Genomic DNA, 22,829 nt, shown 5'->3' with positions numbered 1-22,829 from the left:
TGTATCCGAAAGATAGGGGATGTATAAAGCGAAACTTCAGTACTCCCCTTATGATTTTTACAGTTTTCACAAAAAATTCCTTATGAAAAAAAGAGGCAACTAGATCTTACCAATCTAGTTGCTCCAAGAAGTTATATACATCCTCATGTAGCTCGTCACGCTGCTTATCAAGTGTAATGACATGCGTAGAGTCTTCATACCATTTAATGTCTTTTAACGTTGATTCTACACCGTTATAAATAATGTTCGCACTATCTGTATTAATCATTTCATCATGACGCGCTTGTACAACAAATGTTGGGGCATAAATCATGTCCACATTGTTACGCACGTCAGCAATTAATTGTTGTAATGCTTTTAATGTATTCATCGGTGTCTTTTGGAATTCCAACATTTCTTGCTCAATTTGCTCTGGTGATTTTTGCTCACGCTTTTTATATTCGCGGGCATATGCCAATATACCTTGGTACATCGTTTCTTCACTCTTAATATACATCGGTGCACACATTGGCACTACACCTAAAACCGGTACTGTATAACCTAATTTTAGAGAAAATACGCCGCCAAGTGACAATCCAACGACAGCAATTTTCTCAAAGCCTTTATCTTTTAACAGCTGATATGCCTCTGTTACATCTTGCCACCAGTCTTCAGGACCTGTATGAACAAGCTCTTCTGGTGGTACACCGTGCCCTTTATAAATTGGAGCATGACAAGTGTAGCCTTTCTTTTCTAAGAAACGCCCTAACATACGTACATCAGCTGAGTTTCCTGTGAATCCATGTAGTAATAAAACAGCGCGGTCTCCACCTTCAAATGTAAATGGTTTCGGAGATGCTAATTTCATCATGTATTTCTCCTCTTTCTCTTCTGTAATCTAGTCGTATTCTTTCTATATCTAGTGTACCATATTTATATTTCCATAATCTAATTAGAAACTTTTTTCAAATAACAAAAAAGAAGAACCATTAGAATAATCTACTAACGCTTCTTCTTTCAATTCTATAAGTTTAAGTACGTAACACCAATTGTTAATGCGAAGAACAATACAGCTAAAACAATTGTAATACGGTTTAATACCGCTTCAATTCCACGTGCTTTTTGCTTACCAAATAATTGCTCTGCACCGCCTGAAATTGCACCTGAAAGGCCTGAGCTATTACTAGACTGCATAAGTACCATAACAATCATTAAAATCGATACAATAATAAGTAAAACAGATAATAACGTATGCACTTGGCGTACCTCCTACAAAGATTCAGTTATTGTAACTGTAGCATAAATTCTATAGAAAAGCGAGAGCTATAAGGTTGCTCTCGCTTTTCTTCCATTACATGAACATCATTGCAAATAGCGGCCCGAGCAAACATGTCAAAATCGCTGTTAATGTCATTGTTACCGATCCAATAACACCTTCATGTTCATTATTTTTCATCGCTCTCATCACGCCCATAATATGAGAAGCACATCCAAATCCGATACCTTTACCAACTGAGTTTGTAACGCGGCTCCATTTTAATAAAAGCGGGCCGGTAATCGTTCCAGTAATACCTGCAATAACAACGAAAGCTGCTGTTAATGACGGTACACCACCTACTTGCTCTGAAACACTCATCGCAACCGGCATTGTCACCGACTTTGGTAAAGAAGATAAAATTAAACTTTTATCTGTTCCCATAAGTGACGCAATAGCAAAGTCACTTGCAATGGCAACTGTTGTACCTACTAGTACCCCGCCGGCAATCGGTACAACATATTTTTGAAGAACGTGGCGTTGTTTATAAAGAGGAATTGCAAATGCTACAACACCGGGTCCAAGTAGCTTTGCAATCCAGCCACCACCACTTTCCATATAATGTTGATACGGTATATCAAGCACGATAAATAGGAAAGCCATTAATCCTGTTGCTACAAGCATTGGAATGGTGAATGGTGTTGGAAATAATTTATAGATTTTTTTAGATAATTGATATAATAGCACCGTAAAAAGAACCCAACCGATTCCGATTAATATTTTGCTCATCGCGACTCTCTTTCCTTTCTATTCGCAAGATATTGTCCTGTATGTCCTGCGACAATAATAATTAAAAATGTACTCGCTACAACTGTAATGAAAAGAGAAATTCCTTTACTCATAAAAAAAGCACCGTAATTCATTAGGCCAAGCGTTGGCGGAATTAATAAAAACGGCATAATAGCAACGAGTGTTTCTGCTCCTAAATCGAACCATTTCACTGGAAGAACTTTTAGGCTAAGTAAAACAAGTAAGAGGAACATTCCAATCAAACTTCCTGGGATCGGAATATTTAACATTTCTTGTACCCAAGTTCCAACCATATAAAAAACGTAAAGAGCAGCAATTTGGACAAGAATCTTTGTAAATTTCATGTTCATCATCCCTCTTGTTTATACGATCTTCTGTTAATATCTTTATCATAGTATAAATTGTAAAAAGCTGCAATTTATCAACTTGACAGCAAAAAACGCCTATGTTATACGCTTACAACCTTGATATGACTACATTTTCAAGAGGGAATTAAGTCAAAAACCTTGACCTAATATAAGAAGTTTTTATTTTCTGAATTTTAAAGGTTATTATTTCAATAAAATAATCTTTTTACCTTTAAGCTTACATATATATAAACAAGATAGGTGGTGAACATATGCCCAAAAAAGTTCTTATTTTTTGTGATCCTGGCATTGATGATACGATGGCTCTCCTATTAGCGTTCTTTATCGATGAAATAGAAATCATCGGCATTGTTGCAGATTACGGCAATGTTCCAAAAGAGATGGCCGTACAAAATGCTCATTTTCTTAAGAATGAAACAAGGAATAGAAATATTAAGATATTCGGTGGTTCAGAACGCCCTCTTACTGGTGCCCCACCTGCTTTTTTTACAGAAGTACACGGGAAACAAGGGCTTGGGCCAATTATTCCAAATGGGAATGTGACTAACGGAGAAATGGAGAATTTCTTTGAAGTGATTCCTCTTATTGAACAGTATAAAGATGAATTAATCATTGTAAGTTTAGGAAGACTTACCTCTCTAGCAATTTTATTTATCATGTGCAAACAGTTAATGAAACAAATTAAATCTTACTACGTAATGGGCGGTGCCTTTTTACATCCTGGTAATGTCACCCCTATTTCCGAAGCAAACTTTTATGGCGATCCTACTGCCGCTAATATAGTCCTTCAATCCTCACCTAACATGTACATCTATCCATTAAACGTCACCCAATATTCCATCATTACACCAGAAATGGCTGAATATATTGAAGCAAAAGGAAAAGCCCCACTCGTCAAACCGTTATTCGATCATTATTACTACGGCTATTATAAAAATGCTCTACCACATTTAAAGGGTAGCCCCTTCCATGACACAATGCCAATACTCGCTTTACTTGATAACTCTATGTTTACGTATCACAAATCCCCTATCGTTGTCATGACAGAATCCTCTGCACAAGGAGCAAGCATAGGGGAATTTCGTTCTTTAGTGAACCAAAAGCCATTTATTGATTGGCCGGGTCATCAAATTGCAATTGATTTTGATTATAACCGTTTCTTTAAACATTTCATGTCACTTATGACGGGAGAACAATTTTAGCATAAAAAAAACAGACCGTGATTTCTCACGGTCTGTCGTTATTTTCTACAATTATCGTTTGATGTTGTAGAAAGATTTGATACCATCGTAAACAGCGATTTCGCCTAGTTCGTCTTCGATGCGTAATAATTGGTTGTACTTAGCAATACGGTCAGTACGGCTCATAGAACCAGTTTTGATTTGGCCAGCGTTAGTTGCAACTGCGATGTCAGCGATTGTAGCATCTTCAGTTTCACCAGAACGGTGAGATACAACTGCTGTGTAACCAGCACGTTTAGCCATTTCGATAGCTTCGAAAGTCTCAGTTAAAGTACCGATTTGGTTAACTTTAATTAAGATTGAGTTAGAGATACCTTTTTCGATACCTTCAGCAAGTTTTTGAGTGTTAGTTACGAATAAATCGTCACCAACTAATTGTACTTTGCTTCCAAGACGCTCAGTTAATAATTTGTGACCATCCCAGTCGTTTTCGTCTAAACCATCTTCGATAGAGATGATTGGGAAGTCTTTGCAAAGCTCTTCGTAGAAATCAACCATTTCTGCAGAAGTTAAGCCAGTACGGCCTTCGCCTGCAAGGTCATATTTACCAGTTTCTTTGTTGTAGAATTCAGAAGAAGCAACGTCCATTCCTAAGAATACGTTCTCGCCAGCTTTGTAACCAGCTTTTTCGATAGCCTCGATGATTACTTCTAATGCTTCACGGTTAGAACCAAGGTTTGGAGCGAATCCACCTTCGTCACCTACTGCAGTGTTAAGACCTTTGTCATGTAATACAGCTTTAAGTGCATGGAATACTTCAGCACCCATACGGATTGATTCTTTGAATGTTGGAGCACCAACTGGTAAGATCATGAACTCTTGGAAGTCTACGTTGTTATCAGCGTGAGAACCACCGTTGATGATGTTCATCATTGGAGTTGGTAATTGTTTTGCATTGAATCCACCAAGGTAACGGTATAATGGAAGACCTACGAAGTCAGCTGCTGCGTGAGCTACTGCCATAGATACACCAAGGATAGCGTTAGCGCCTAGTTTACCTTTGTTTGGAGTGCCATCTAATTCGATCATAGCACGGTCGATACCAGCTTGGTCAGTTACGTCGAAACCAACGATTTCTGGAGCGATAATTTCGTTAACGTTGTTTACTGCGTTAACAACACCTTTACCAAGGTAACGAGACTTGTCACCGTCACGTAATTCTACTGCTTCGTGTTCACCAGTAGATGCACCACTTGGTACGATAGCGCGTCCGAAAGCGCCGCTTTCTGTGTAAACTTCTACTTCTACAGTTGGGTTACCACGAGAGTCAAGGACTTCGCGAGCATAAACATCAATAATTGTTGACATAATAAATTCTCTCCTTTTTATATAAGCAAATTATTTAATAATTGTTTTACCTGTCATTTCTTTCGGTTGCTCAACACCAAGAAGTGTAAGCATAGTTGGAGCGATATCACCTAAGATACCACCTTCACGTAATTCTACGTCGTTCTTAGTAACAATGAAAGGAACCGGGTTAGTTGTATGAGCTGTCATTGGCTCTCCGTCAGAAGTTAATTCTTCGTCAGCATTACCATGGTCAGCAGTAATAAGTGCTACACCATCTTTTGCAAGAATCGCTTCTACAACTTTTCCTAAACATTCGTCAGTTGCTTCTACTGCTTTAATCGTTGGTTCCATCATCCCAGAATGGCCAACCATATCACAGTTCGCAAAGTTAAGAATGATAACATCATGTTTATCATTTTCGATTTCATTTACTAAAGCGTCCGTTACTTCGTAAATGCTCATTTCCGGTTTCAAGTCATACGTTGCAACCTTCGGTGAGTTAATTAAGATACGCTCTTCTCCTGGGAATTCAGCCTCACGACCACCGCTAAAGAAGAATGTAACGTGCGGATACTTTTCAGTTTCCGCGATGCGAAGTTGCTTTAATCCCGCTTGCGCAACAACTTCACCTAAAGTGTTATCAAGGTTCATTGGTTTGAATGCCACGTAACCATCTACTGTTTCACTAAAGTGTGTCATACATACGAATTCTGGAATGTGAGGTACTTTTTCACCACGATCGAACTCACGGAAGTCTTCGTTTGTAAATACACGAGCAATTTGAATTGCACGGTCTGGACGGAAGTTATAGAAGATAACTGCATCATCATCATTGATTGTTGCAACTGGCGTGTTATCTTCGTTAACAATTACAGACGGCAATACGAATTCATCGTAGATACCATTTGCATAAGAGTCTTCTACACACTCTTCTGCTGATTTATAAGTAGGTCCTTCACCATTCACCATAGCACGGTAACATTTTTCTACGCGATCCCAACGCTTGTCACGGTCCATGGAGTAATAACGACCAGAGATAGTCGCGAATTGTCCTACTCCTGTTTCTTTAATTACTTCATTTGTTGCATCAATATAGCTTTGTGCTGTTTTTGGTCCAACATCGCGGCCATCTAAGAATGCATGAATGTATACTTTCTCAACGCCTTCTTTAGCTGCTAAGCGAAGAAGAGCAAACATGTGGTTCATGTGACTGTGCACACCACCGTCAGAAAGTAAACCGAATAAATGAAGTGCAGTACCTTTTTCTTTTACGCTTTTAATTGCACTTTGGAACGTTTCGTTCTTATCGAACTCACCTTCACGAATTGCAACGTTTACGCGTGTTAAGCTTTGATATACAATGCGGCCAGCACCGATATTTAAGTGACCAACCTCAGAGTTACCCATTTGACCTTCTGGAAGACCTACTGCCTCGCCACAAGCTGTAAGCGTTGTGTGAGGGAATTTGTTCCAGTAACCATCAAAATTAGGTTTCTTAGCTTGTGCTACAGCATTCCCGTAAGTTTCTTCACGAAGTCCGAAACCGTCAAGAATAATTAGAGCTGTTGGCTTTCTCATTTTACCGCCTCCAGAAGACCTAAGAACGAAGCAGGCTCTAAGCTAGCACCGCCAACTAAAGCGCCGTCGATGTCAGATTGTGCCATGTACTCTTTAATGTTTTCTGGTTTTACGCTACCGCCGTATTGAATACGAACAGCTTCTGCAGCAGCTGGAGAAACAGCTTCTGCAACAACTTTACGGATATGCGCACATACTTCGTTTGCATCTGCAGAAGAAGAAGATTTACCTGTACCGATAGCCCAGATTGGCTCATAAGCGATAACAGTTGCTTTAACTTGCTCTTCAGTTAAACCTGCAAGTGCTTTTGTCACTTGACCTGCTACTAGATCAAATGTTTTTCCGCTTTCGCGCTCTTCTAAAGTCTCACCACAACATACGATTGGTGTTAAACCATGTTCAAATGCTGCGATAGTCTTTTTGTTTACTGACTCATCTGTTTCAGCAAACATTTCACGACGCTCAGAGTGGCCAAGTACTACATAGCCAACTTTTAAGTCGCTAAGTGCTACTGGGCTAATTTCGCCAGTAAATGCACCATTTTTTTCGAAGTGCATGTTTTGTGCACCTACTTGTAAATCAGTTCCTTCAGTCGCTGCTACAAGGCGCTCTAAGAATAGAGCTGGAGAGCAAACTACTGCATCAACAGCTGAAGCTGCTGGGATTTGACCTTTAACTTCCTCTACGAAGCTAACTGCTTCAGATAGAGTTTTATTCATTTTCCAGTTACCTGCGATAATTGGTTTACGCATGCTTTGCACCGTCCTTTTTCTTTGGCTGCTACTTATTTGTCGTTAAGACAAACTACACCTGGAAGCTCTTTACCTTCCATGAATTCTAATGACGCACCGCCGCCAGTAGAAATGTGGCTCATTTTATCAGCCATACCGAATTTTTCAACAGCTGCTGCAGAGTCACCACCGCCGATAACAGAGTATGTACCTTCTGCATCTGCTAATGCTTGTCCTACTGCTTTTGTACCTTGTGAGAATGGAGTCATTTCGAATACACCCATTGGTCCATTCCATACAACAAGCTTAGAGTTTTTAATTACATCTGCATAAATTTCACGTGTTTTAGGACCGATGTCCACGCCTTCCCAGTTAGAAGGGATAGAGTCGATACCAACGATTTTAGTTGTTGCAGTTTCAGAGAATTCCTCAGTGATTACAACATCAACTGGCATGTAGAAGTTTACGCCTTTTTCTTTTGCAAGTTGCATAAATTCTTTTGCTAGTTCAATCTTGTCGTCTTCACATAGAGATAGACCAATTTCATGACCTAAAGCTTTAACGAATGTGTAAGCAAGTCCGCCACCGATGATTAAGTTATCTACTTTGTCTAATAGATGACGAATTACACCGATTTTATCTTTTACTTTCGCACCACCGATGATAGCTGTGAATGGACGATCTGGGTTAGAAAGTGCTTTTCCAAGAACATCTAACTCTTTTTCCATTAGTAAACCAGATACTGCTGGTAGGTAGTCCGCGATACCTGCTGTAGAAGCATGAGCACGGTGAGCTGCACCGAATGCATCGTTTACGAAGATGTCAGCAAGAGCTGCAAATTCTTTCGCAAGTTCTGCATCGTTCTTTTCTTCGCCCGCATAGAAACGTACGTTTTCAAGAACTAATACGTCGCCTTCGTTCATTGCTGCAACCATTTCTTGTGCAACTGGTCCGAATGCTTCGTCTGCTTTTTTAACATCTTTACCAAGAAGCTCGCCTAAACGTGCTGCTACTGGAGTAAGACGTAATTCTTCTACTACTTGACCTTTTGGACGGCCTAAGTGGCTTGCTAAAATAACTTTCGCACCTTGCTCTACTAAATATTGAATTGTAGGAAGAGCTGCACGGATACGAGTTTCATCTGTAATTTTGCCTTCTTTCATAGGTACGTTGAAGTCAACGCGGCAAAATACACGCTTACCTTTTAAATCTACGTCACGAATTGATTTTTTGTTCATTGGATTTCCCTCCGACTACTAGTTAGGATTGACAAAACCCACTCAAAAGCTTAACACATTTGCTTTTAAAACGAAAGAAGAGAGAGAGGGAACAAACCCTCTCCCTCGTTTTGTCATTGATAACTTATATAATTAAGAATTAAAGACCTTTTGAAGTCATGTAAGCTGCTAGGTCTACTACGCGGTTAGAGTAACCAGTTTCGTTATCGTACCAAGAAAGTACTTTAACCATGTTACCTTCCATTACCATTGTAGATAATGCATCGATTGTAGAAGAAGCTGTACATCCGTTATAGTCGATAGATACTAATGGCTCTTCGCTGTATCCAAGGATACCTTTTAATTCGCCTTCAGCTGCTGCTTTGAATGCTGCATTTACTTCTTCAACTGTTACTTCTTTATCAAGTTCAACAACTAGGTCAACTAGAGAAACGTTAGCAGTTGGAACACGTACAGCGCCACCGTTTAATTTACCTTTAAGTTCTGGTAATACTAATGCTACTGCTTTAGCTGCACCAGTAGATGTTGGGATCATGTTTTCAGCTGCTGCACGAGCACGACGTAAATCTTTGTGTGGTAAGTCTAAGATTTGTTGGTCGTTAGTGTAAGAGTGAATTGTTGTCATCATTCCACGTTTTACGCCGAATTTTTCGTTTAATACTTTAGCGAATGGAGCTAAGCAGTTTGTAGTACAAGAAGCGTTAGATACTACGTTGTGGCTAGCTGCATCGTATTGTTCGTGGTTAACACCCATAACTACAGTGATATCTTCGTCAGAAGCTGGAGCTGAGATGATAACTTTTTTAACTGATCCACCTAAGTGTTTTTCAGCGTCTGCTTTTTTAGTGAAACGGCCAGTAGATTCTACTACGATTTCTACTCCGTAGTCGCTCCATGGTAATTGTGCTGGGTCACGCTCAGCGATAACTTTAATTTCTTTACCGTTAACAACGATGCTGCTTTCGTTAGCAGATACTTCTGCGTTTAAAGTTCCGTGAACTGTGTCATATTTTAAAAGGTGAGCTAAAGTTTTAGCATCTGTTAAGTCGTTGATTGCTACTACTTCTACCTCTGGGTTGTTAAGAGCTGCGCGGAATACGTTACGTCCGATACGTCCAAATCCATTAATACCAATTTTAGTCATTTGAATTTCCTCCTTGGGGGATTATATTAAAGGGTAATACCCTTTGTTAACTGTTTTGCTGCACCTTCATCTGTAATTAGAATTGAAGTGTGCCCTTGTTTAATTACAGCCTGTATTGCCTTTGCCTTTGAAGAACCTCCAGCGACCGCAACAACGTGAGATACATTTTGTAAATCCTCTAGTTGCATACCAACTGTTCTTACTTTATGAACAACATTTCCTTGTTCATTAAAGTAGTAACCGAAAGCTTCGCCAACTGCTTCGCTTGCCTGAATCTTTAACCAATCTGCTTCTGAAGTATTTCTGCGACGTGCCATTGTTAACGCATCACCTATTCCATGAATGACGATATTGGAAGATCGAATCAACTCAAGAACTTCTTTCACGGAAGGCTCTGTCACAATAGACGCATATGCTTCGCTGCTAACATGGTCTGGAACATACAATAAGCGATAATTACTCATCGTATTTTGCGCCATCTTGGCACAAATAGTATTGGCTTCTAACTCGACGCCTTCTCCAATTCCACCACGTGCTGGGACAAATAGCATATGTAAATCTTTGCAATCAAGCTGCATCATGTCCGCAACAGCAGCTAGCGTAGTTCCTCCAGCCACAGCAACGATATTATTCGCTGTCAGACGGTCTTTTATACAAGTCACACAAGCACGGCCCATCTCCAGTTTGACCCAAGGCGATTCATCACTATCACCAGGGACAACGAAAACTTCATCCAAGTCTAATGTTTCCTTAAGTTGCTTTTCTAAAACCTTTAACCCGGAAATTTCTTTCATAAAGTCTTCCAAAGCAAGAACTAAAGCTGTTCCTTCTTCTGTCAAAGTCATTCCAGAAGAAGCGACGTGAACTAAGTTTTGTTCTTTCAAAACTTGAACTTCACTTCGCAATACTCGTTCTGTCATACCGAGACTTGCTGATAAATTTCTTCTTCCAATCGGCTGCATAAGCCTAATGTATTGAAGAATTTGCATTCTCGTTTGCATAACAGGTAGCAGATCAGGTAATAATTTTTTTGTGTTCTGAATCCATGAGCGCATATCTTTTCTCCTCACTACATCGGTTCATTTTCCCTCGTGGTCACTTTACGTCCCGTAGTGACATTTTGTGTCCCACATAGGTTAAAAAAATAATCCCTGCTACGTGTATTATTGTAACAGGAGATAGAAACTTATTCAACTCTTAACTGCATTCTTTATATAGTTTATTATGACACCTTTGTGAATGTTACCATATTCTACTTGTTTTCCGTCTATTTTTACAACCGGAATCATTAGATGATATTTTTCTAAAAGGTCATTATCTTCATATATATCTATTTCCTCAAGTTGAAAAGAATATTCACATTGTACTTCCTGTAAAACTTGTTTCGCCTTCACGCAAAGGCCACAATCATTTTTTGTATACAGTACAACTTTCATCTTCTTCACCTATCCGATTGTTTTTCGTAATGACGACGCTGGAATGTGCATTTGCTCTCTATACTTCGCCACTGTTCTTCGAGAAATAACGATTTCATGCTCTTCTTCTAATAATTTTGAAATCTTTTGATCTGATAGTGGCTTTTTCTTATTCTCCGCCTCAACAAGCGTTTGAATAAATTGTTTTACACGCTTTGTAGAAACCGCTTCATCTTCAGTCGTCGAAACGGCATTACTAAAGAACGATTTCATCTCAAATAAACCGTGTGGTGTTTGCACATATTTATTTCGCGTTGCACGACTAATTGTAGATTCATGCACACTTAGCTCTTCTGCTACTTCTTTTAAAGCAAGTGGCTTTAAATACTCCGGACCTTTCCAGAAGAAATCACGTTGTTTTTCCATAATAATGGTCATTACTTGCAAAAGCGTTTGTTTTCTCTGTTTCAAACTACGCATAATCCACTGTACATGCTGATACTTTTCTGAAACGTAAGATGCTACTTCACTTTCACTATTATTAAGAAGCGCACTATATTCAGAATGAATTTCAATTCTCGGCATATTTCTCTCATTCATTTGTAAAACGAGACGATCGCCATCTTTTTTCACTGCCATATCAGGCACAATATAAAGTGGTTTATCAGAAGAAAACGCAAGACCTGGTTTTGGTTGTAATGACGTTATACAATTTACTGCATCCTGTAATTCTTCATTACTACACTTCAACACTTGAACAAGCTTTCTCCAATCTTTCTTCACGAAATAAGCGAAATGATCTTCTACAACCTCTTCTGCCAATCCATTCCGCCTTTGTAAGCGCTTCAATTGTAAGGTTAGACATTCCTGAATATTACGCGCCCCTACCCCTGCTGGCTCGAGTGATTGGATAAGCTCTACAGAGCGGTCGACTACATGAAGCGGTGCGGAAAGAAGATTTGCTAACTCTTCATTCGTTTCTTGCAAATACCCATTTCCATCCATGTTCATAATAATGAAAGAAGCTACTTTTCGCTCTTCTTCCTCTATTTTATAATACTGTATTTGATTTAATAAATGTTGCTGAATCGTTGTAGAATCCACACTGTAGATTTCCATCTGATTCTCGACTTGTTTGCTGGTACTTTTACTTTTGTTAGAGCTCTTTTTCTTCTCCCTCTCAAAACCACCTAACTCAATAAGGGGATTCTCTAACGATTGCTCATACAAAAACTCCGATAATTCTTGTACATTATACTGGAGCATTGTAATCGCTTGCCTTAACTCTTGTGTCATTGCCAAACGTAAGCTTTGTTCTTGTAAAAGACTTGCCTTCAAACTAATCTCCCCCTTGTTTCTATTGTACAATAAGTTTGGTAAAAGGAGAATGCTATCACAGACACCCATTCCAAAATATTATTAATTTATATGTATTAATGAGATTTACAACTTACAACCGAAATTTGAATAATATTGAAAGAAAATAATAACGGAATTAAATTATAACCAAGTACTAATAGTAAATCTTATTATTAGATATAACAAGAGGGAAATAAAAAAAGTCCTAACCTACAAAACGTAAGTTAGGACTTTTTGACGCGCCCAGAGGGATTCGAACCCCCGGCAGACGTGGTACCGGAAACCACCGCTCTATCCGACTGAGCTATGGGCGCATGATAATAGAAAACACTTCATTTTCTTCTCATAATAATAGCAATAAAATCCATCTAAATCAATAAAAATATCCCCGTAATCCTTTATGCCGCTTAGTTATGAGTATATTAACAAAGCACCCACCCCTAAATTTTCCAATCATAAATTCAACCCAACTCACAAATTATAATCTTTGAATTGATATTCCAAAGGGGGCTTCATTCAATGACTGTAATTACAAAATTAAAGCAAACTGTTTCTGGATTAAAAAGTGCACAAGCTAGCTTAGAGGGTTTCGCTCTTGATACGGATAACCAACAAGCTAAGCAACTTTTCCAAACAGCTGCACAGCAAACACAAACGATTATCGATTCTTTAAACCCACGCGTTGAAGAAGTCCAACAAGAAGAACCACAATACTCACAGCAATAACGGATTCGTCATGCTGTGAAATAGAAAAAGGATGATATGCAGTCATCCTTTTTCTATCACATTACATATTGCAATAGAAATGGAATGATAATTATGCGAAAACTCGGCCTCATAACCGCATTATTTGCCCTTCTATTTAGCTCTTTTACTGGATGTGATAATAGTCCTTTAGATAAAAAAGTGAAAGAAGAAGCGAAACGAACGGAGAAAGAAAAAGGCCCAAAGTTAACAAAGACGAGTACGGAATCCTTTAATCAATCTATATCACAAGGAGCGAAGAAAAGAGCTCTCGCTATGGATGAAATTATAAAAAGCACAGCAGTGAATTCAAACTTAGATCTCTACATAGCAGTTCTACCGGAGCATCACGAAAGGTTTGGATTAAAACCGCTGCGTAAAAAGCTTCAAAAGCAACTAAGTGATGAACACCCTACTTTCGATGTTCGTGTCAGTACAGATAAAAAAATCTTTATGTTACTCGAAAAACTCGAAAGAAAAATTAAGGAAAAAGAAGTATCTAAAGATGAAATTAATAAACAATTAAAATTCATTGGTAAAAAAATGGAGTCTAACACTTAACGCTTTTTAAAAGAAAAGGAAGGATTGCAATGTCTAGTAAAGATAAAAACTTAACCCCTGTACAACAGGAGTATAAAAAATTCGAACAAGAACGCGAACCGAAGCGTCCTGTCTTAAAAAACTGTATAAAAGCCTTTTTCGTTGGTGGTTTCATTTGCCTAATTGGGCAACTCATTTCTACTTTTTATATTACGTATTTCGATTTCACTGAGCGCTCAGCAGGGAATCCAACAGTAGCAACTCTTATTTTCATCTCGATGTTACTAACTGGGTTCGGCGTATATGATCGTCTCGGTCAATTTGCAGGTGCTGGGACAGCTGTACCTGTCACTGGATTTGGTAACTCTGTTGTCGCCGCATGTATCGAACACCGGACGGAAGGGTTTGTCCTTGGCGTTGGCGGTAACATGTTCAAATTAGCCGGCTCCGTTATTTTATTTGGTGTATTTTCAGCTTTCGTCATCGCACTTATTAAAACGATTCTCGTTCAATGGGGAGGCCTATAAATGTTACAAGGACACCGAACGTGGGTATTTGAAAACAAACCAGTTATCATTTCAACTGGAGTCGTTGGCGGACCGTTTGAAGCAAAAGGGAAAATCCCAGAAGACTTCGATATCCTTCATGAAGATTTATGGCTCGGACAAGATTCCTATGAAAAAGCACATAAAATTTTGTTCGAAGAAGCTTGTAGCCGCGCCACTGAAAAAGCAGAACTTCGTAAAGATGATATTCAATTTGTACTCGCAGGAGATTTAATTAATCAAATTACCCCTACAAGCTTTGCTTGCCGTACACTGGGCACTCCTTATCTCGGATTATTCGGTGCTTGTTCTACTTCTATGGAAGGTTTAGCACTTGGAGCAAGTATCGTAAATGCAAAAGGCGCAAAATATTTATTAACCGGGGCATCAAGTCATAACACCGCTGTAGAAAAACAGTTCCGCTACCCTACCGAATATGGTGGACAAAAGCCACCTACCGCGCAGTGGACAGTAACTGGAGCAGGGGCCGCTATTTTAAGTGATACTGGACACGGTCCTAGGGTAACGTCCGCAACAATCGGAAAAGTAGTTGATATGGGATTAACGGATCCGTTTAATATGGGAGGCGCAATGGCTCCAGCTGCCGTCGATACAATTGAGGCCCACCTACGCGAACGCCAAATTGACGCCTCTTACTACGATTTAATCGTAACCGGTGACCTCGGGCATATAGGACGTGAAATTGCTTATGACTTACTACATAAACACGGAACGAAAGTAACGAGCGAACAGTTTCAAGATTGCGGGCTGCTCATTTATAGAGAAGGGCAACCTGTCATAGCTGGTGCTAGTGGACCAGGATGTTCCGCAACAGTCGTGTACGGTCATTTATTAAACCGGATGAAAAGAGGAGAGTTCAAAAAAATACTTGTCGTTGCGACAGGCGCTTTACTATCTCCACTTACATTCCAACAAGAAGAAACAATCCCGTGTATCGCTCACGCCGTTTCAATTGAATTCGGAGGTGCAACGCAATGATTTTTTTCTGGGCTTTCGTCATTGGCGGACTCATATGTGTTATCGGCCAACTTATGTTTGATGTCGGCAAACTAACACCCGCTCATACAATGGCAACACTCGTTGTTGCTGGAGCTATATTAGATGGATTCAATTTGTATGAACCATTAATTGACTTCGCTGGAGCTGGGGCAACCGTACCTATTACAAGCTTTGGTAATGCCCTCGTTCACGGTGCAATGGAAGAAGCCGCAAAACATGGCATCGTTGGCGTTATTACCGGCATGTTTAAAGTAACAAGCGCCGGTGTATCCGCAGCTATTATTTTCGGCTTCATCGGAGCATTGCTATTCAAACCGAAAGGATAAGGTGTTCGTATGACAGTTATCGCTAGCGTCAAAACCTGCCTTGCTAGTGTAAGAGGCGCTCAAGCAAGTTTAAGCTCCCTTTCACTACATTCACAGGACGCAGAATCAAAACGTGTATTTCATGAATGTATGTTAGAAATGGACAGCATCATCGCTGATTTACAAAATAGAGTTTCAGTATTAGAACGTGAAGAACCTCAATATAAAGGGTTTTAAGTAGACTGGAGGAAATGACTATGTCTCACCTGCCGGAATGGACACTTGTCATTCTTCGCTCTGTATTCATATTAATTATTTTATTCGCTATTACGAAATGGTTAGGGAAAAGACAAATCTCTCAGCTCTCCTTTTTTGAATACATAGCCGGAATGACAATCGGTGACATCGCTGCCCAAGTATCTACAGGGCTCGATTCAAAATTTTTTCACGGCGTCTTTGCTATACTCATTTTCGCTGTGGTACCTTTTTTAACAGGAATCCTTTCTTTAAAGAACAAAACAGCTCGGGACTTCTTTGAAGGGAAATCTACCGTATTAATAAAAGATGGAAAGATACTCGAAGATAACTTAAAGAAAGAAAAATATACAAGTGACGAATTACTGGAACTTCTCCGTGGAAAAGATGCTTTCAGCGTAGCTGATGTTGAATTTGCTGTACTAGAACCGAGCGGAGAATTAAATGTATTACTAAAGAAAGATCGCCAACCACTCACAGCAAAAGACATCGGTTTAAAAGTGCCGAACGAAAAAGAACCACAAACTGTTATTATGGATGGCAATGTCTTAGATGAACCGCTATCCGCAAGTGGACATAACCGCGCTTGGCTACATGCTGAACTAGAAAAGCTCGGTGTTGTTATCGAAAATGTCTTTCTCGGTCAAGTTGATTCATACGGACAACTGACTATCGACATTTATAATGACAAACTACAAATGCCTTCTCCTCAAAACAAACCTTTATTATTAGCATCATTAAAAAAATGTCATGCTGATCTTGAACTATTTTCCTTAGAAACAAAGTCGAAATCAGCAAGCGAAATGTATAGTAAAAACGCGAAACAAATCGAAAAGATTTTAAATAAAGTAACCTATCTTTTAAAAGAATAGATATCGAAAGAACGCTTCAGTCAAAAGGCGTTCTTTTCTTTTTTTCTACAGTTTTTATAACGTTTAAATTTATGTAATTCGGTTATGATGTTGAAGATACATAAGCAGGGAATTTCAAAAACATAGCGAATATTTCATGGTACAACTACATATTTTTTTGATTTAAAGTGGTTTCGTTTGACCTTTATTGACCATAATTGTATTATAAGACTAAGAAAGCTTTATAAGGAGGAAATAACAGATGAATTTAATTCCTACAGTAATTGAACAAACAAATCGTGGAGAACGCGCTTACGATATTTACTCTCGACTATTAAAAGACCGCATCATTATGCTTGGTAGCGCAATTGATGACAACGTAGCTAACTCAATCGTTTCCCAGCTTTTATTCTTGGAATCTCAAGATCCAGAAAAAGATATTCACATCTACATCAACAGCCCTGGTGGTTCTATCACAGCAGGTATGGCAATTTACGATACAATGCAGTTTATTAAACCGCAAGTATCAACAATCTGTATCGGTATGGCTGCATCTATGGGTGCATTCTTACTTGCAGCAGGTGAAAAAGGAAAACGTTATGCACTTCCAAACAGTGAAGTAATGATTCACCAACCACTTGGTGGTGCACAAGGTCAAGCGACTGAAATCGAAATCGCTGCTAAACGTATCCTATTCTTACGTGAAAAACTAAACCAAATTCTTGCTGACCGCACAGGTCAACCACTTGAAGTACTACAACGCGACACAGACCGCGACAACTTCATGACAGCAGAAAAAGCTTTAGAATACGGTTTAATCGATAAGATCTTTACAAATCGTTAATAGATTTAAAGCGGAAGCGGCTCGTTCAGAATGGGAGGAGGATGGAGCTTCTGACAAAGAGGTGCTTTTTACCTCGACGGAAGAAGCGAAGCCACCGACCATTCTAGCCGCTGGAGCTGGATATAATTAAAAGCGGAAGCGGCTCGTTCAGAATCGCAGGGCGATGAAGCCCCTGATTCCGAGGCGCTTTTTGCCTCGAATGTAAAAGCGAAACAACCGCTGGAGCTGGATAGATTAAAAGCGAAAGCGCCCTATAACAGGGCGCTTTTTTTATATGCTGTTCTCCGCCCGCATACCCCACCTAGTATCAACCGAAATATATCGGCGATTTTTCAAATATATCGACCGTAACTCCAATTATATCGGCGATTATTTTAATATATCGACTTTTCGACACAACTTATCGACTTACCGACAATTCTCGACAAGAACGTACATCCCACATACCCCCACCAACAAGCCCCAAACAACAAAAAAGCTATCGCACATACGCGATAGCTTCTTATTGTACATATGCAGCTAATGCTTCTAAAGCCTCTTCTGCATCTGAACCTTCTGTTGTAATTGTTATCATGCTACCAGTTCCAATTGCTAAGCTCATAATCCCCATTATGCTCTTTGCATTTACTGTCTTCCCATCTTTTTCGATGAAAATATCTGCATGAAAGCGATTGGCCTCTTGTACAAACAACGCAGCCGGACGTGCTTGTAAACCGTTTTTTAATGAAACCTTAACTCTTTTTTGAACCACAGCTCCATTTCCCCTTTAACCTCTTATTTTTTTGCTACCGTTTCCCCCGCGCGTAATTTCTCTGCAATATCATCGATTTTACGCAAACGATGATTAATACCCGATTTACTAATTTTCCCCCCGGATACCATCTCACCTAACTCTTTCAATGTTACATCTTGATAATCTCTTCTTAATTGCGCAATTTCTCGTAGTTTATCCGGCAATATATCAAGACCAACCGTCTCATCAATATAACGGATATTTTCAATCTGCCTTAGCGCTGCACCAATTGTTTTATTTAAATTAGCTGTTTCGCAGTTCACTAAGCGATTTACAGAATTACGCATATCACGTACGATTCGAATGTCTTCAAATCTTAAAAGTGCATTATGAGCACCTATAATATTTAAAAACTCTGTAATCTTTTCTGCTTCTTTCAAATACGTAATGTACCCTTTTCTTCTTTCCAACGTCTTACTATTTAAATCAAATCCGTTCATCAGTTCACATATAGCATCATTATGTTCCTTATATAACGAAAAGATCTCTAAATGATAAGATGATGTTTCTGGGTTATTTACTGAACCACCTGCTAAAAATGCACCGCGTAAATACGATCGTTTACAACATTTCTTCTCAATTAATTCTTGTGATATATTTCGAATAAATGAAAAGTCGTCTCGAACGATATGAAGATCAGCTAATATTTCGCGTGACTTCTCAACAAGCCTTACGATATATACATTGTTTTTCTTCAATCGCATTTTTTTACGAACAAGTAATTCTACCGTCACGTCATATCCTTTTTTCAAAAGCGTATAAATCCTTCTTGCAATTGCCGCATTTTCCGTTTGAATATCGATTGATAGACGACGATTTGAAAAAGAAAGCGATCCGTTCATACGAAGTAACGCTGATAATTCTGCTTTCTCACAGCATTCCTTCATCTCTAGATTCGTCAACTCTTTCTTTGTTTCTGATGCAAATGACACAGCCAACACCTCCTTATACGATTATTGTGGAACAAAAATCTTGTCCTATATGAAATGAGGAGCGTTACCTCAAACGAGGCAACGCACATCTACAACAGTGAATATAAAATAGAAGCTAGTTTTAATGTATCGTGTCTTACAACACGGTCATCATACTTCGCTAATTGATCTTGAATCACATTAATATTGTTTTCAGTAAAACGCTCTTCATCTACTACAACTGGCGCCGACATTTCTTCCTCATATAACTGACGTAATTCACAAGGAATATCACGGTTATTTACAATTGCAGTATCGATAAATGGTTCACCTAAATGATCATGTAACGCCTGCACATGGTCAAACGCAGTATATCCCATCGTTTCACCAGCTTGCGTCATAACATTACACACATATACCTTCTTTGCTTTTGCAGCAAGAACAGCGTCCCCAATTTTGTTAACAACTAAATTCGGTAATATACTCGTATACAAACTTCCTGGACCGAAAACAAGTAAATCAGCTCGTTTAATTTCAGTCAACGTTTCATGTAACGGCTCTACATCTTCTGGAGTTAAAAAGACACGGTTAATTTTCTTTCCGAAATAAGGAATCTTTGATTCACCTGTTACAATTTCTCCGTCTTCTAGTTCCGCATGTAGTACTGCACTTTGATTCGCTGCTGGCAATACACGTCCTCTAACATTTAAAACTTTACTCGTTTCTGTAATAGCATGGAAGAAGTCTCCTGTAATCGAGGTCATACCTGCCAATAATAAATTTCCTAACGCATGACCTTTCAGCCCATCTCCCGTTGTGAAACGATGCTGAAATAAAGCTTCCACCAGTGGCTCTACATCTGATAACGCAACAAGTACGTTACGAATGTCACCTGGAGGTGGAATTTCTAGCTCATCACGTAATCTACCTGAACTGCCACCATCATCAGCGATTGTAACAACTGCTGTAATATCAACAGGATATTGCTTTAATCCTCTTAATAAAACAGAGAGTCCAGTTCCGCCTCCCATAATGACAATTTTAGGCTTTCTCTCTTTTTTCATCCCTTAATGGCCCTTTCTCTTCTCCACATCACGATGAGATACATGAACACTATACTCTGGTTTCAAATGTTTCCCAAGGTATTCTGTAAGCGTAACAGAACGATGCTGTCCACCTGTACATCCAATTGCAATTACAAGTTGACTTTTGCCTTCTCTTTTATAATGAGGCAGCATGAAAGTAATCAGATCCGTCAACTTTTCTAAAAACTTATGCGTCTCATTAAATTTCAGCACATACGATGAAACTTCTTCATCTAGTCCTGTTAATGGCTTCATATGTGGAATGTAATATGGATTTGGTAAAAAACGAACATCAAATACTAAATCTGCATCAATTGGAATACCGTACTTAAATCCAAATGACATAACATTTACACGAAATGCTTGCTCAGTTTCAGTTGAAAATAGGTGAACAATTTTTTCACGTAATTCTTTCGGTTTTAAATCAGATGTATCAAGCACAATATTCGCGCGTGCCTTCATATCTGTTAATAAATTACGCTCTGCTTCGATTCCCTTTAACGGCAGACCAGTTGGTGCAAGTGGATGCGAGCGTCTCGTTTCTTTATAACGAGTTACAAGTGTGCTATCTTTCGCATCTAAGAATAAAATATGAGGAATAATCCATGTACGTTCTGATAAATCATCAAGCGCTTCCCATAAATGTTCGAAAAACTCTCGGCCACGTAAATCAATACCAAGTGCTACTTTATTCATTTTTCCTTTTGAATCCGCCATAAGCTCAATAAACTTTGGCAATAACATCGGTGGTAAATTATCCACACAGAAATATCCTAAATCTTCAAAACTTTGTAAAGCTACTGTCTTTCCAGCTCCAGACATTCCTGTAATAATTACCATTTTTATATCATTATTCTCTGTCATCGTATCCTCTCCTTGACGGTTTAACTCGGATCTAATCGATATGAAAGCAACTCAAAATCTGGGGTATATACAAATGTACCGTAGATTATGCCATTTCCTTTAATTAAATAATCAATAATGTGATAATCTCCTGGTGCCATTGCTAAATCATCAATTTTATCAAATGTATGCCAACCAATGATGCCTTCTTCGCTCTCTAGTTTGTTTTCTCCTGCAAAATCTGTCGCTAAAAAGGAGAACATCATCCATTCAGAAACAACTTTATCACCTTCTTGGATGACAAAGGTGAAGACCCCCTTTAACGCTGGGTTCTTTAAATAAATACCTGTTTCTTCACGATACTCGCGAACAACGGAATCCCTTACAGTCTCACCACGCTCCATTTTCCCGCCTGGTGCAACCCACCAATTCCGGCGAGGTTTTTGGAGTAAGAGTACTTCATTATCTCTAATTAACACACAGTTTGTCACTCTTTGCATGTTTCTTCACCTCAGCTACTTGCAGCAAATTTCTCACTGCATACTCATTTCATTATACTATCAAAAACAGTTTGCTACAACGAAGGAGCCAGTCCCCCTTTCGCTAAGCACTGCTACTCAACAATTTTAAAAAAGCTTTTTATAACAAGCAATGTAAATGCCTGGACTTTCCGTGAATAGCATGAAAAATCCCCTTAACGACTTTTATCGCCAAGGGGACTCCAGCCCTTACTTCTTACCGAAATAAGTAACAATCGCAAATCCTAAAATAAAGGTAATAATTGAACTTATAATTGAAAATCCTCCAGTTGGAATACCAGGGAACACAATTACAATCGAACCGATAACTAGTCCAATAATTGCCGCAAATGTCATACTTTTATATCGATCTAATAAGAAACTAATTCCTTTACTACTTACAACGAACCCTACCATAACGCCAGCACCAATAACTGCGATTAAAGGTAAGTTGAGTGTAGTTAAAGCATTAATTGCTGTCGGATACACACCAATAATTAATAAAATAAACGATCCGCTAATTCCAGGAAGTAACATCGCCATACTAGCCATCCATCCTGCGAAAAATAAACCAATTGCATTTAAAATTGTTAACGTCGTAATTGGATCTGCTGTCTTATCTGGTTTAAAGAAAGCTGTAATCGCAACAAGAATTGCTGCAACTATTAATAAAACAATGTGCTTACCTTTAAACGACGACTTTGCATCAGCTTCTCTCATTAACATCGGTAATATACTAATAATTAAACCGAGGAAGAAAAATTGAGTCGGTTCATAATGATTTGCAAGTAAATATTTAATAACGTGACTTAACGTTAAAAACGCTGCTGCCACACCAGCTGCAAGTGGAATTAAAAATCCTAAATGTTTTTTCCATTCACGACTAAAGAATCCGCTAATTGCCGCAAGCAATTGTTCATAAATCCCTAACACAACAGCGATTGTACCGCCGCTCACACCAGGAATTAAATCACTAACGCCCATACAAAATCCACGATATATATTACGCCATTCCATACTGAATAAATTCCTCATTTCTTATAGTGATTTTTTCCGTAAAGTCCAGTATATCAATAAGAAAGCTTATAATCTCAATATTTTTTGACAAAACTTTGACATTTAATTATTCAATTGCCAAATCAAATACATCATTAGTGAAAAGGGGGG

At 38.8% G+C, this 22,829-nt stretch carries 27 protein-coding genes and 1 tRNA gene; 9 read left to right on the top strand and 19 right to left on the bottom strand.

Annotated elements, in window-relative coordinates; all coding sequences use genetic code 11:
• Positions 1-106: 106 nt before the first annotated feature.
• The 4 genes from estA to ACTFSI_RS19145 all read right to left on the bottom strand — a co-directional run bounded on the left by estA (position 107) and on the right by ACTFSI_RS19145 (position 2,388).
• Positions 107-847 carry a carboxylesterase gene (estA, locus tag ACTFSI_RS19160; protein ID WP_000761976.1) on the bottom strand — a complete coding sequence of 247 codons (741 nt, stop codon included), beginning with the start codon at positions 845-847 and terminating at the stop codon, positions 107-109.
• 155 nt (positions 848-1,002) lie between these two features.
• Positions 1,003-1,236 (bottom strand): preprotein translocase subunit SecG, encoded by a 234-nt coding sequence (gene secG / locus ACTFSI_RS19155; protein ID WP_000557262.1) that lies wholly within the window; start codon positions 1,234-1,236, stop codon positions 1,003-1,005.
• A 94-nt stretch (positions 1,237-1,330) separates the two neighbouring features.
• Entirely contained in the window at positions 1,331-2,023 is a 693-nt protein-coding gene (locus tag ACTFSI_RS19150) for an LrgB family protein (RefSeq protein WP_197225673.1), read from the bottom strand.
• On the bottom strand, positions 2,020-2,388 hold the full coding sequence (locus ACTFSI_RS19145) for a CidA/LrgA family holin-like protein (protein ID WP_000673222.1): 369 nt from the start codon (positions 2,386-2,388) through the stop codon (positions 2,020-2,022). Before ACTFSI_RS19145 ends, ACTFSI_RS19150 begins: the two co-directional genes overlap by 4 nt.
• Positions 2,389-2,663: 275 nt before the next feature.
• On the opposite strand from ACTFSI_RS19145, the gene ACTFSI_RS19140 reads away from it, so the two are divergent.
• Entirely contained in the window at positions 2,664-3,614 is a 951-nt protein-coding gene (locus ACTFSI_RS19140) for a nucleoside hydrolase (RefSeq protein ID WP_001125030.1), read from the top strand.
• A 51-nt stretch (positions 3,615-3,665) separates the two neighbouring features.
• Here the strand turns inward: ACTFSI_RS19140 and eno are convergent, their stop codons facing one another.
• The 9 genes from eno to ACTFSI_RS19095 all read right to left on the bottom strand — a co-directional run bounded on the left by eno (position 3,666) and on the right by ACTFSI_RS19095 (position 12,722).
• A complete protein-coding gene (gene eno / locus ACTFSI_RS19135; protein ID WP_000103957.1) occupies positions 3,666-4,961 on the bottom strand; it encodes a phosphopyruvate hydratase in 1,296 nt (431 codons plus the stop codon).
• A 30-nt stretch (positions 4,962-4,991) separates the two neighbouring features.
• Positions 4,992-6,521, bottom strand: coding sequence for a 2,3-bisphosphoglycerate-independent phosphoglycerate mutase (gene gpmI, locus ACTFSI_RS19130; RefSeq protein ID WP_001231150.1), 1,530 nt, complete (start codon positions 6,519-6,521; stop codon positions 4,992-4,994).
• The gene (gene tpiA / locus ACTFSI_RS19125) at positions 6,518-7,273 is read right to left on the bottom strand and encodes a triose-phosphate isomerase (protein WP_001231036.1); all 756 of its coding nucleotides are present in this window, start codon (positions 7,271-7,273) and stop codon (positions 6,518-6,520) included. Before tpiA ends, gpmI begins: the two co-directional genes overlap by 4 nt.
• Before the next feature lie 32 nt (positions 7,274-7,305).
• Positions 7,306-8,490, bottom strand: a complete 1,185-nt coding sequence (locus ACTFSI_RS19120) for a phosphoglycerate kinase (RefSeq protein ID WP_001036342.1) — start codon at positions 8,488-8,490, stop codon at positions 7,306-7,308.
• 139 nt (positions 8,491-8,629) lie between these two features.
• A complete protein-coding gene (gene gap / locus ACTFSI_RS19115; RefSeq protein ID WP_000161231.1) occupies positions 8,630-9,634 on the bottom strand; it encodes a type I glyceraldehyde-3-phosphate dehydrogenase in 1,005 nt (334 codons plus the stop codon).
• Between the two features lie 26 nt (positions 9,635-9,660).
• Positions 9,661-10,689, bottom strand: coding sequence for a gapA transcriptional regulator CggR (cggR, locus tag ACTFSI_RS19110; protein ID WP_001258187.1), 1,029 nt, complete (start codon positions 10,687-10,689; stop codon positions 9,661-9,663).
• Positions 10,690-10,824: 135 nt separating this feature from the next.
• Entirely contained in the window at positions 10,825-11,070 is a 246-nt protein-coding gene (locus ACTFSI_RS19105; RefSeq protein WP_000869741.1) for a glutaredoxin family protein, read from the bottom strand.
• Between the two features lie 9 nt (positions 11,071-11,079).
• Positions 11,080-12,387, bottom strand: a complete 1,308-nt coding sequence (gene rpoN, locus ACTFSI_RS19100) for an RNA polymerase factor sigma-54 (protein WP_440045561.1) — start codon at positions 12,385-12,387, stop codon at positions 11,080-11,082.
• Between the two features lie 259 nt (positions 12,388-12,646).
• Positions 12,647-12,722, bottom strand: a tRNA-Arg gene (locus tag ACTFSI_RS19095).
• Between the two features lie 205 nt (positions 12,723-12,927).
• Between ACTFSI_RS19095 and ACTFSI_RS19090 the strand changes: the two genes are divergently transcribed.
• The 8 genes from ACTFSI_RS19090 (at position 12,928) to clpP (ending at position 17,512) form a co-directional block, all read left to right on the top strand.
• Positions 12,928-13,134: a DUF1657 domain-containing protein gene (locus tag ACTFSI_RS19090; protein WP_000216166.1), complete on the top strand. Its 207-nt coding sequence runs from the start codon at positions 12,928-12,930 to the stop codon at positions 13,132-13,134.
• A gap of 93 nt (positions 13,135-13,227) precedes the next feature.
• Positions 13,228-13,713, top strand: a complete 486-nt coding sequence (locus tag ACTFSI_RS19085; protein WP_001228544.1) for a YhcN/YlaJ family sporulation lipoprotein — start codon at positions 13,228-13,230, stop codon at positions 13,711-13,713.
• 29 nt (positions 13,714-13,742) lie between these two features.
• On the top strand, positions 13,743-14,219 hold the full coding sequence (gene spoVAC, locus ACTFSI_RS19080; RefSeq protein WP_000095407.1) for a stage V sporulation protein AC: 477 nt from the start codon (positions 13,743-13,745) through the stop codon (positions 14,217-14,219).
• On the top strand, positions 14,220-15,236 hold the full coding sequence (spoVAD, locus tag ACTFSI_RS19075; RefSeq protein ID WP_000938951.1) for a stage V sporulation protein AD: 1,017 nt from the start codon (positions 14,220-14,222) through the stop codon (positions 15,234-15,236).
• Complete coding sequence (spoVAE, locus tag ACTFSI_RS19070) at positions 15,233-15,583, top strand: stage V sporulation protein AE (protein ID WP_000575919.1); 351 nt, start codon at positions 15,233-15,235, stop codon at positions 15,581-15,583. The genes spoVAD and spoVAE overlap by 4 nt, the downstream gene beginning before the upstream one ends.
• A gap of 9 nt (positions 15,584-15,592) precedes the next feature.
• A complete protein-coding gene (locus ACTFSI_RS19065; protein WP_000215900.1) occupies positions 15,593-15,799 on the top strand; it encodes a DUF1657 domain-containing protein in 207 nt (68 codons plus the stop codon).
• 20 nt (positions 15,800-15,819) lie between these two features.
• Positions 15,820-16,689 (top strand): DUF421 domain-containing protein, encoded by an 870-nt coding sequence (locus ACTFSI_RS19060; protein WP_000018910.1) that lies wholly within the window; start codon positions 15,820-15,822, stop codon positions 16,687-16,689.
• Positions 16,690-16,930: 241 nt separating this feature from the next.
• On the top strand, positions 16,931-17,512 hold the full coding sequence (clpP, locus tag ACTFSI_RS19055; RefSeq protein WP_001049162.1) for an ATP-dependent Clp endopeptidase proteolytic subunit ClpP: 582 nt from the start codon (positions 16,931-16,933) through the stop codon (positions 17,510-17,512).
• A 502-nt stretch (positions 17,513-18,014) separates the two neighbouring features.
• Here clpP and ACTFSI_RS19050 read toward each other — a convergent pair.
• The 6 genes from ACTFSI_RS19050 to ACTFSI_RS19025 form a co-directional block, all read right to left on the bottom strand.
• Complete coding sequence (locus ACTFSI_RS19050; RefSeq protein ID WP_000250306.1) at positions 18,015-18,263, bottom strand: HPr family phosphocarrier protein; 249 nt, start codon at positions 18,261-18,263, stop codon at positions 18,015-18,017.
• 23 nt (positions 18,264-18,286) lie between these two features.
• Positions 18,287-19,237: a DNA-binding protein WhiA gene (gene whiA, locus ACTFSI_RS19045; RefSeq protein WP_000006561.1), complete on the bottom strand. Its 951-nt coding sequence runs from the start codon at positions 19,235-19,237 to the stop codon at positions 18,287-18,289.
• Positions 19,238-19,326: 89 nt separating this feature from the next.
• Positions 19,327-20,280: a gluconeogenesis factor YvcK family protein gene (locus ACTFSI_RS19040; protein ID WP_000712175.1), complete on the bottom strand. Its 954-nt coding sequence runs from the start codon at positions 20,278-20,280 to the stop codon at positions 19,327-19,329.
• A gap of 3 nt (positions 20,281-20,283) precedes the next feature.
• Positions 20,284-21,165 (bottom strand): RNase adapter RapZ, encoded by an 882-nt coding sequence (rapZ, locus tag ACTFSI_RS19035; RefSeq protein WP_000138457.1) that lies wholly within the window; start codon positions 21,163-21,165, stop codon positions 20,284-20,286.
• Positions 21,166-21,185: 20 nt separating this feature from the next.
• Complete coding sequence (locus ACTFSI_RS19030) at positions 21,186-21,644, bottom strand: NUDIX hydrolase (RefSeq protein ID WP_001190080.1); 459 nt, start codon at positions 21,642-21,644, stop codon at positions 21,186-21,188.
• A gap of 228 nt (positions 21,645-21,872) precedes the next feature.
• Positions 21,873-22,679 carry a DUF368 domain-containing protein gene (locus ACTFSI_RS19025; protein ID WP_000455203.1) on the bottom strand — a complete coding sequence of 269 codons (807 nt, stop codon included), beginning with the start codon at positions 22,677-22,679 and terminating at the stop codon, positions 21,873-21,875.
• Positions 22,680-22,829: the final 150 nt, after the last annotated feature.

Source organism: Bacillus cereus group sp. MYBK101-2 (assembly GCF_051918845.1).
In the GTDB taxonomy this organism is placed as follows: domain Bacteria; phylum Bacillota; class Bacilli; order Bacillales; family Bacillaceae_G; genus Bacillus_A; species Bacillus_A paranthracis.
This window is presented reverse-complemented; position numbering and strand designations above follow the sequence as displayed.

Coding starts and splice junctions, on each gene's coding strand:
- estA (WP_000761976.1), bottom strand. CDS start 847: ATGAAATTAGCATCTCCGAAACCATTTACATTTGAAGGTGGAGACCGC.
- ACTFSI_RS19150 (WP_197225673.1), bottom strand. CDS start 2,023: ATGAGCAAAATATTAATCGGAATCGGTTGGGTTCTTTTTACGGTGCTA.
- ACTFSI_RS19145 (WP_000673222.1), bottom strand. CDS start 2,388: ATGAAATTTACAAAGATTCTTGTCCAAATTGCTGCTCTTTACGTTTTT.
- ACTFSI_RS19140 (WP_001125030.1), top strand. CDS start 2,664: ATGCCCAAAAAAGTTCTTATTTTTTGTGATCCTGGCATTGATGATACG.
- eno (WP_000103957.1), bottom strand. CDS start 4,961: ATGTCAACAATTATTGATGTTTATGCTCGCGAAGTCCTTGACTCTCGT.
- gpmI (WP_001231150.1), bottom strand. CDS start 6,521: ATGAGAAAGCCAACAGCTCTAATTATTCTTGACGGTTTCGGACTTCGT.
- tpiA (WP_001231036.1), bottom strand. CDS start 7,273: ATGCGTAAACCAATTATCGCAGGTAACTGGAAAATGAATAAAACTCTA.
- ACTFSI_RS19120 (WP_001036342.1), bottom strand. CDS start 8,490: ATGAACAAAAAATCAATTCGTGACGTAGATTTAAAAGGTAAGCGTGTA.
- gap (WP_000161231.1), bottom strand. CDS start 9,634: ATGACTAAAATTGGTATTAATGGATTTGGACGTATCGGACGTAACGTA.
- cggR (WP_001258187.1), bottom strand. CDS start 10,689: ATGCGCTCATGGATTCAGAACACAAAAAAATTATTACCTGATCTGCTA.
- ACTFSI_RS19105 (WP_000869741.1), bottom strand. CDS start 11,070: ATGAAAGTTGTACTGTATACAAAAAATGATTGTGGCCTTTGCGTGAAG.
- ACTFSI_RS19090 (WP_000216166.1), top strand. CDS start 12,928: ATGACTGTAATTACAAAATTAAAGCAAACTGTTTCTGGATTAAAAAGT.
- ACTFSI_RS19085 (WP_001228544.1), top strand. CDS start 13,228: ATGCGAAAACTCGGCCTCATAACCGCATTATTTGCCCTTCTATTTAGC.
- spoVAC (WP_000095407.1), top strand. CDS start 13,743: ATGTCTAGTAAAGATAAAAACTTAACCCCTGTACAACAGGAGTATAAA.
- spoVAD (WP_000938951.1), top strand. CDS start 14,220: ATGTTACAAGGACACCGAACGTGGGTATTTGAAAACAAACCAGTTATC.
- spoVAE (WP_000575919.1), top strand. CDS start 15,233: ATGATTTTTTTCTGGGCTTTCGTCATTGGCGGACTCATATGTGTTATC.
- ACTFSI_RS19065 (WP_000215900.1), top strand. CDS start 15,593: ATGACAGTTATCGCTAGCGTCAAAACCTGCCTTGCTAGTGTAAGAGGC.
- ACTFSI_RS19060 (WP_000018910.1), top strand. CDS start 15,820: ATGTCTCACCTGCCGGAATGGACACTTGTCATTCTTCGCTCTGTATTC.
- clpP (WP_001049162.1), top strand. CDS start 16,931: ATGAATTTAATTCCTACAGTAATTGAACAAACAAATCGTGGAGAACGC.
- ACTFSI_RS19040 (WP_000712175.1), bottom strand. CDS start 20,280: ATGAAAAAAGAGAGAAAGCCTAAAATTGTCATTATGGGAGGCGGAACT.
- rapZ (WP_000138457.1), bottom strand. CDS start 21,165: ATGACAGAGAATAATGATATAAAAATGGTAATTATTACAGGAATGTCT.
- ACTFSI_RS19030 (WP_001190080.1), bottom strand. CDS start 21,644: ATGCAAAGAGTGACAAACTGTGTGTTAATTAGAGATAATGAAGTACTC.
- ACTFSI_RS19025 (WP_000455203.1), bottom strand. CDS start 22,679: ATGGAATGGCGTAATATATATCGTGGATTTTGTATGGGCGTTAGTGAT.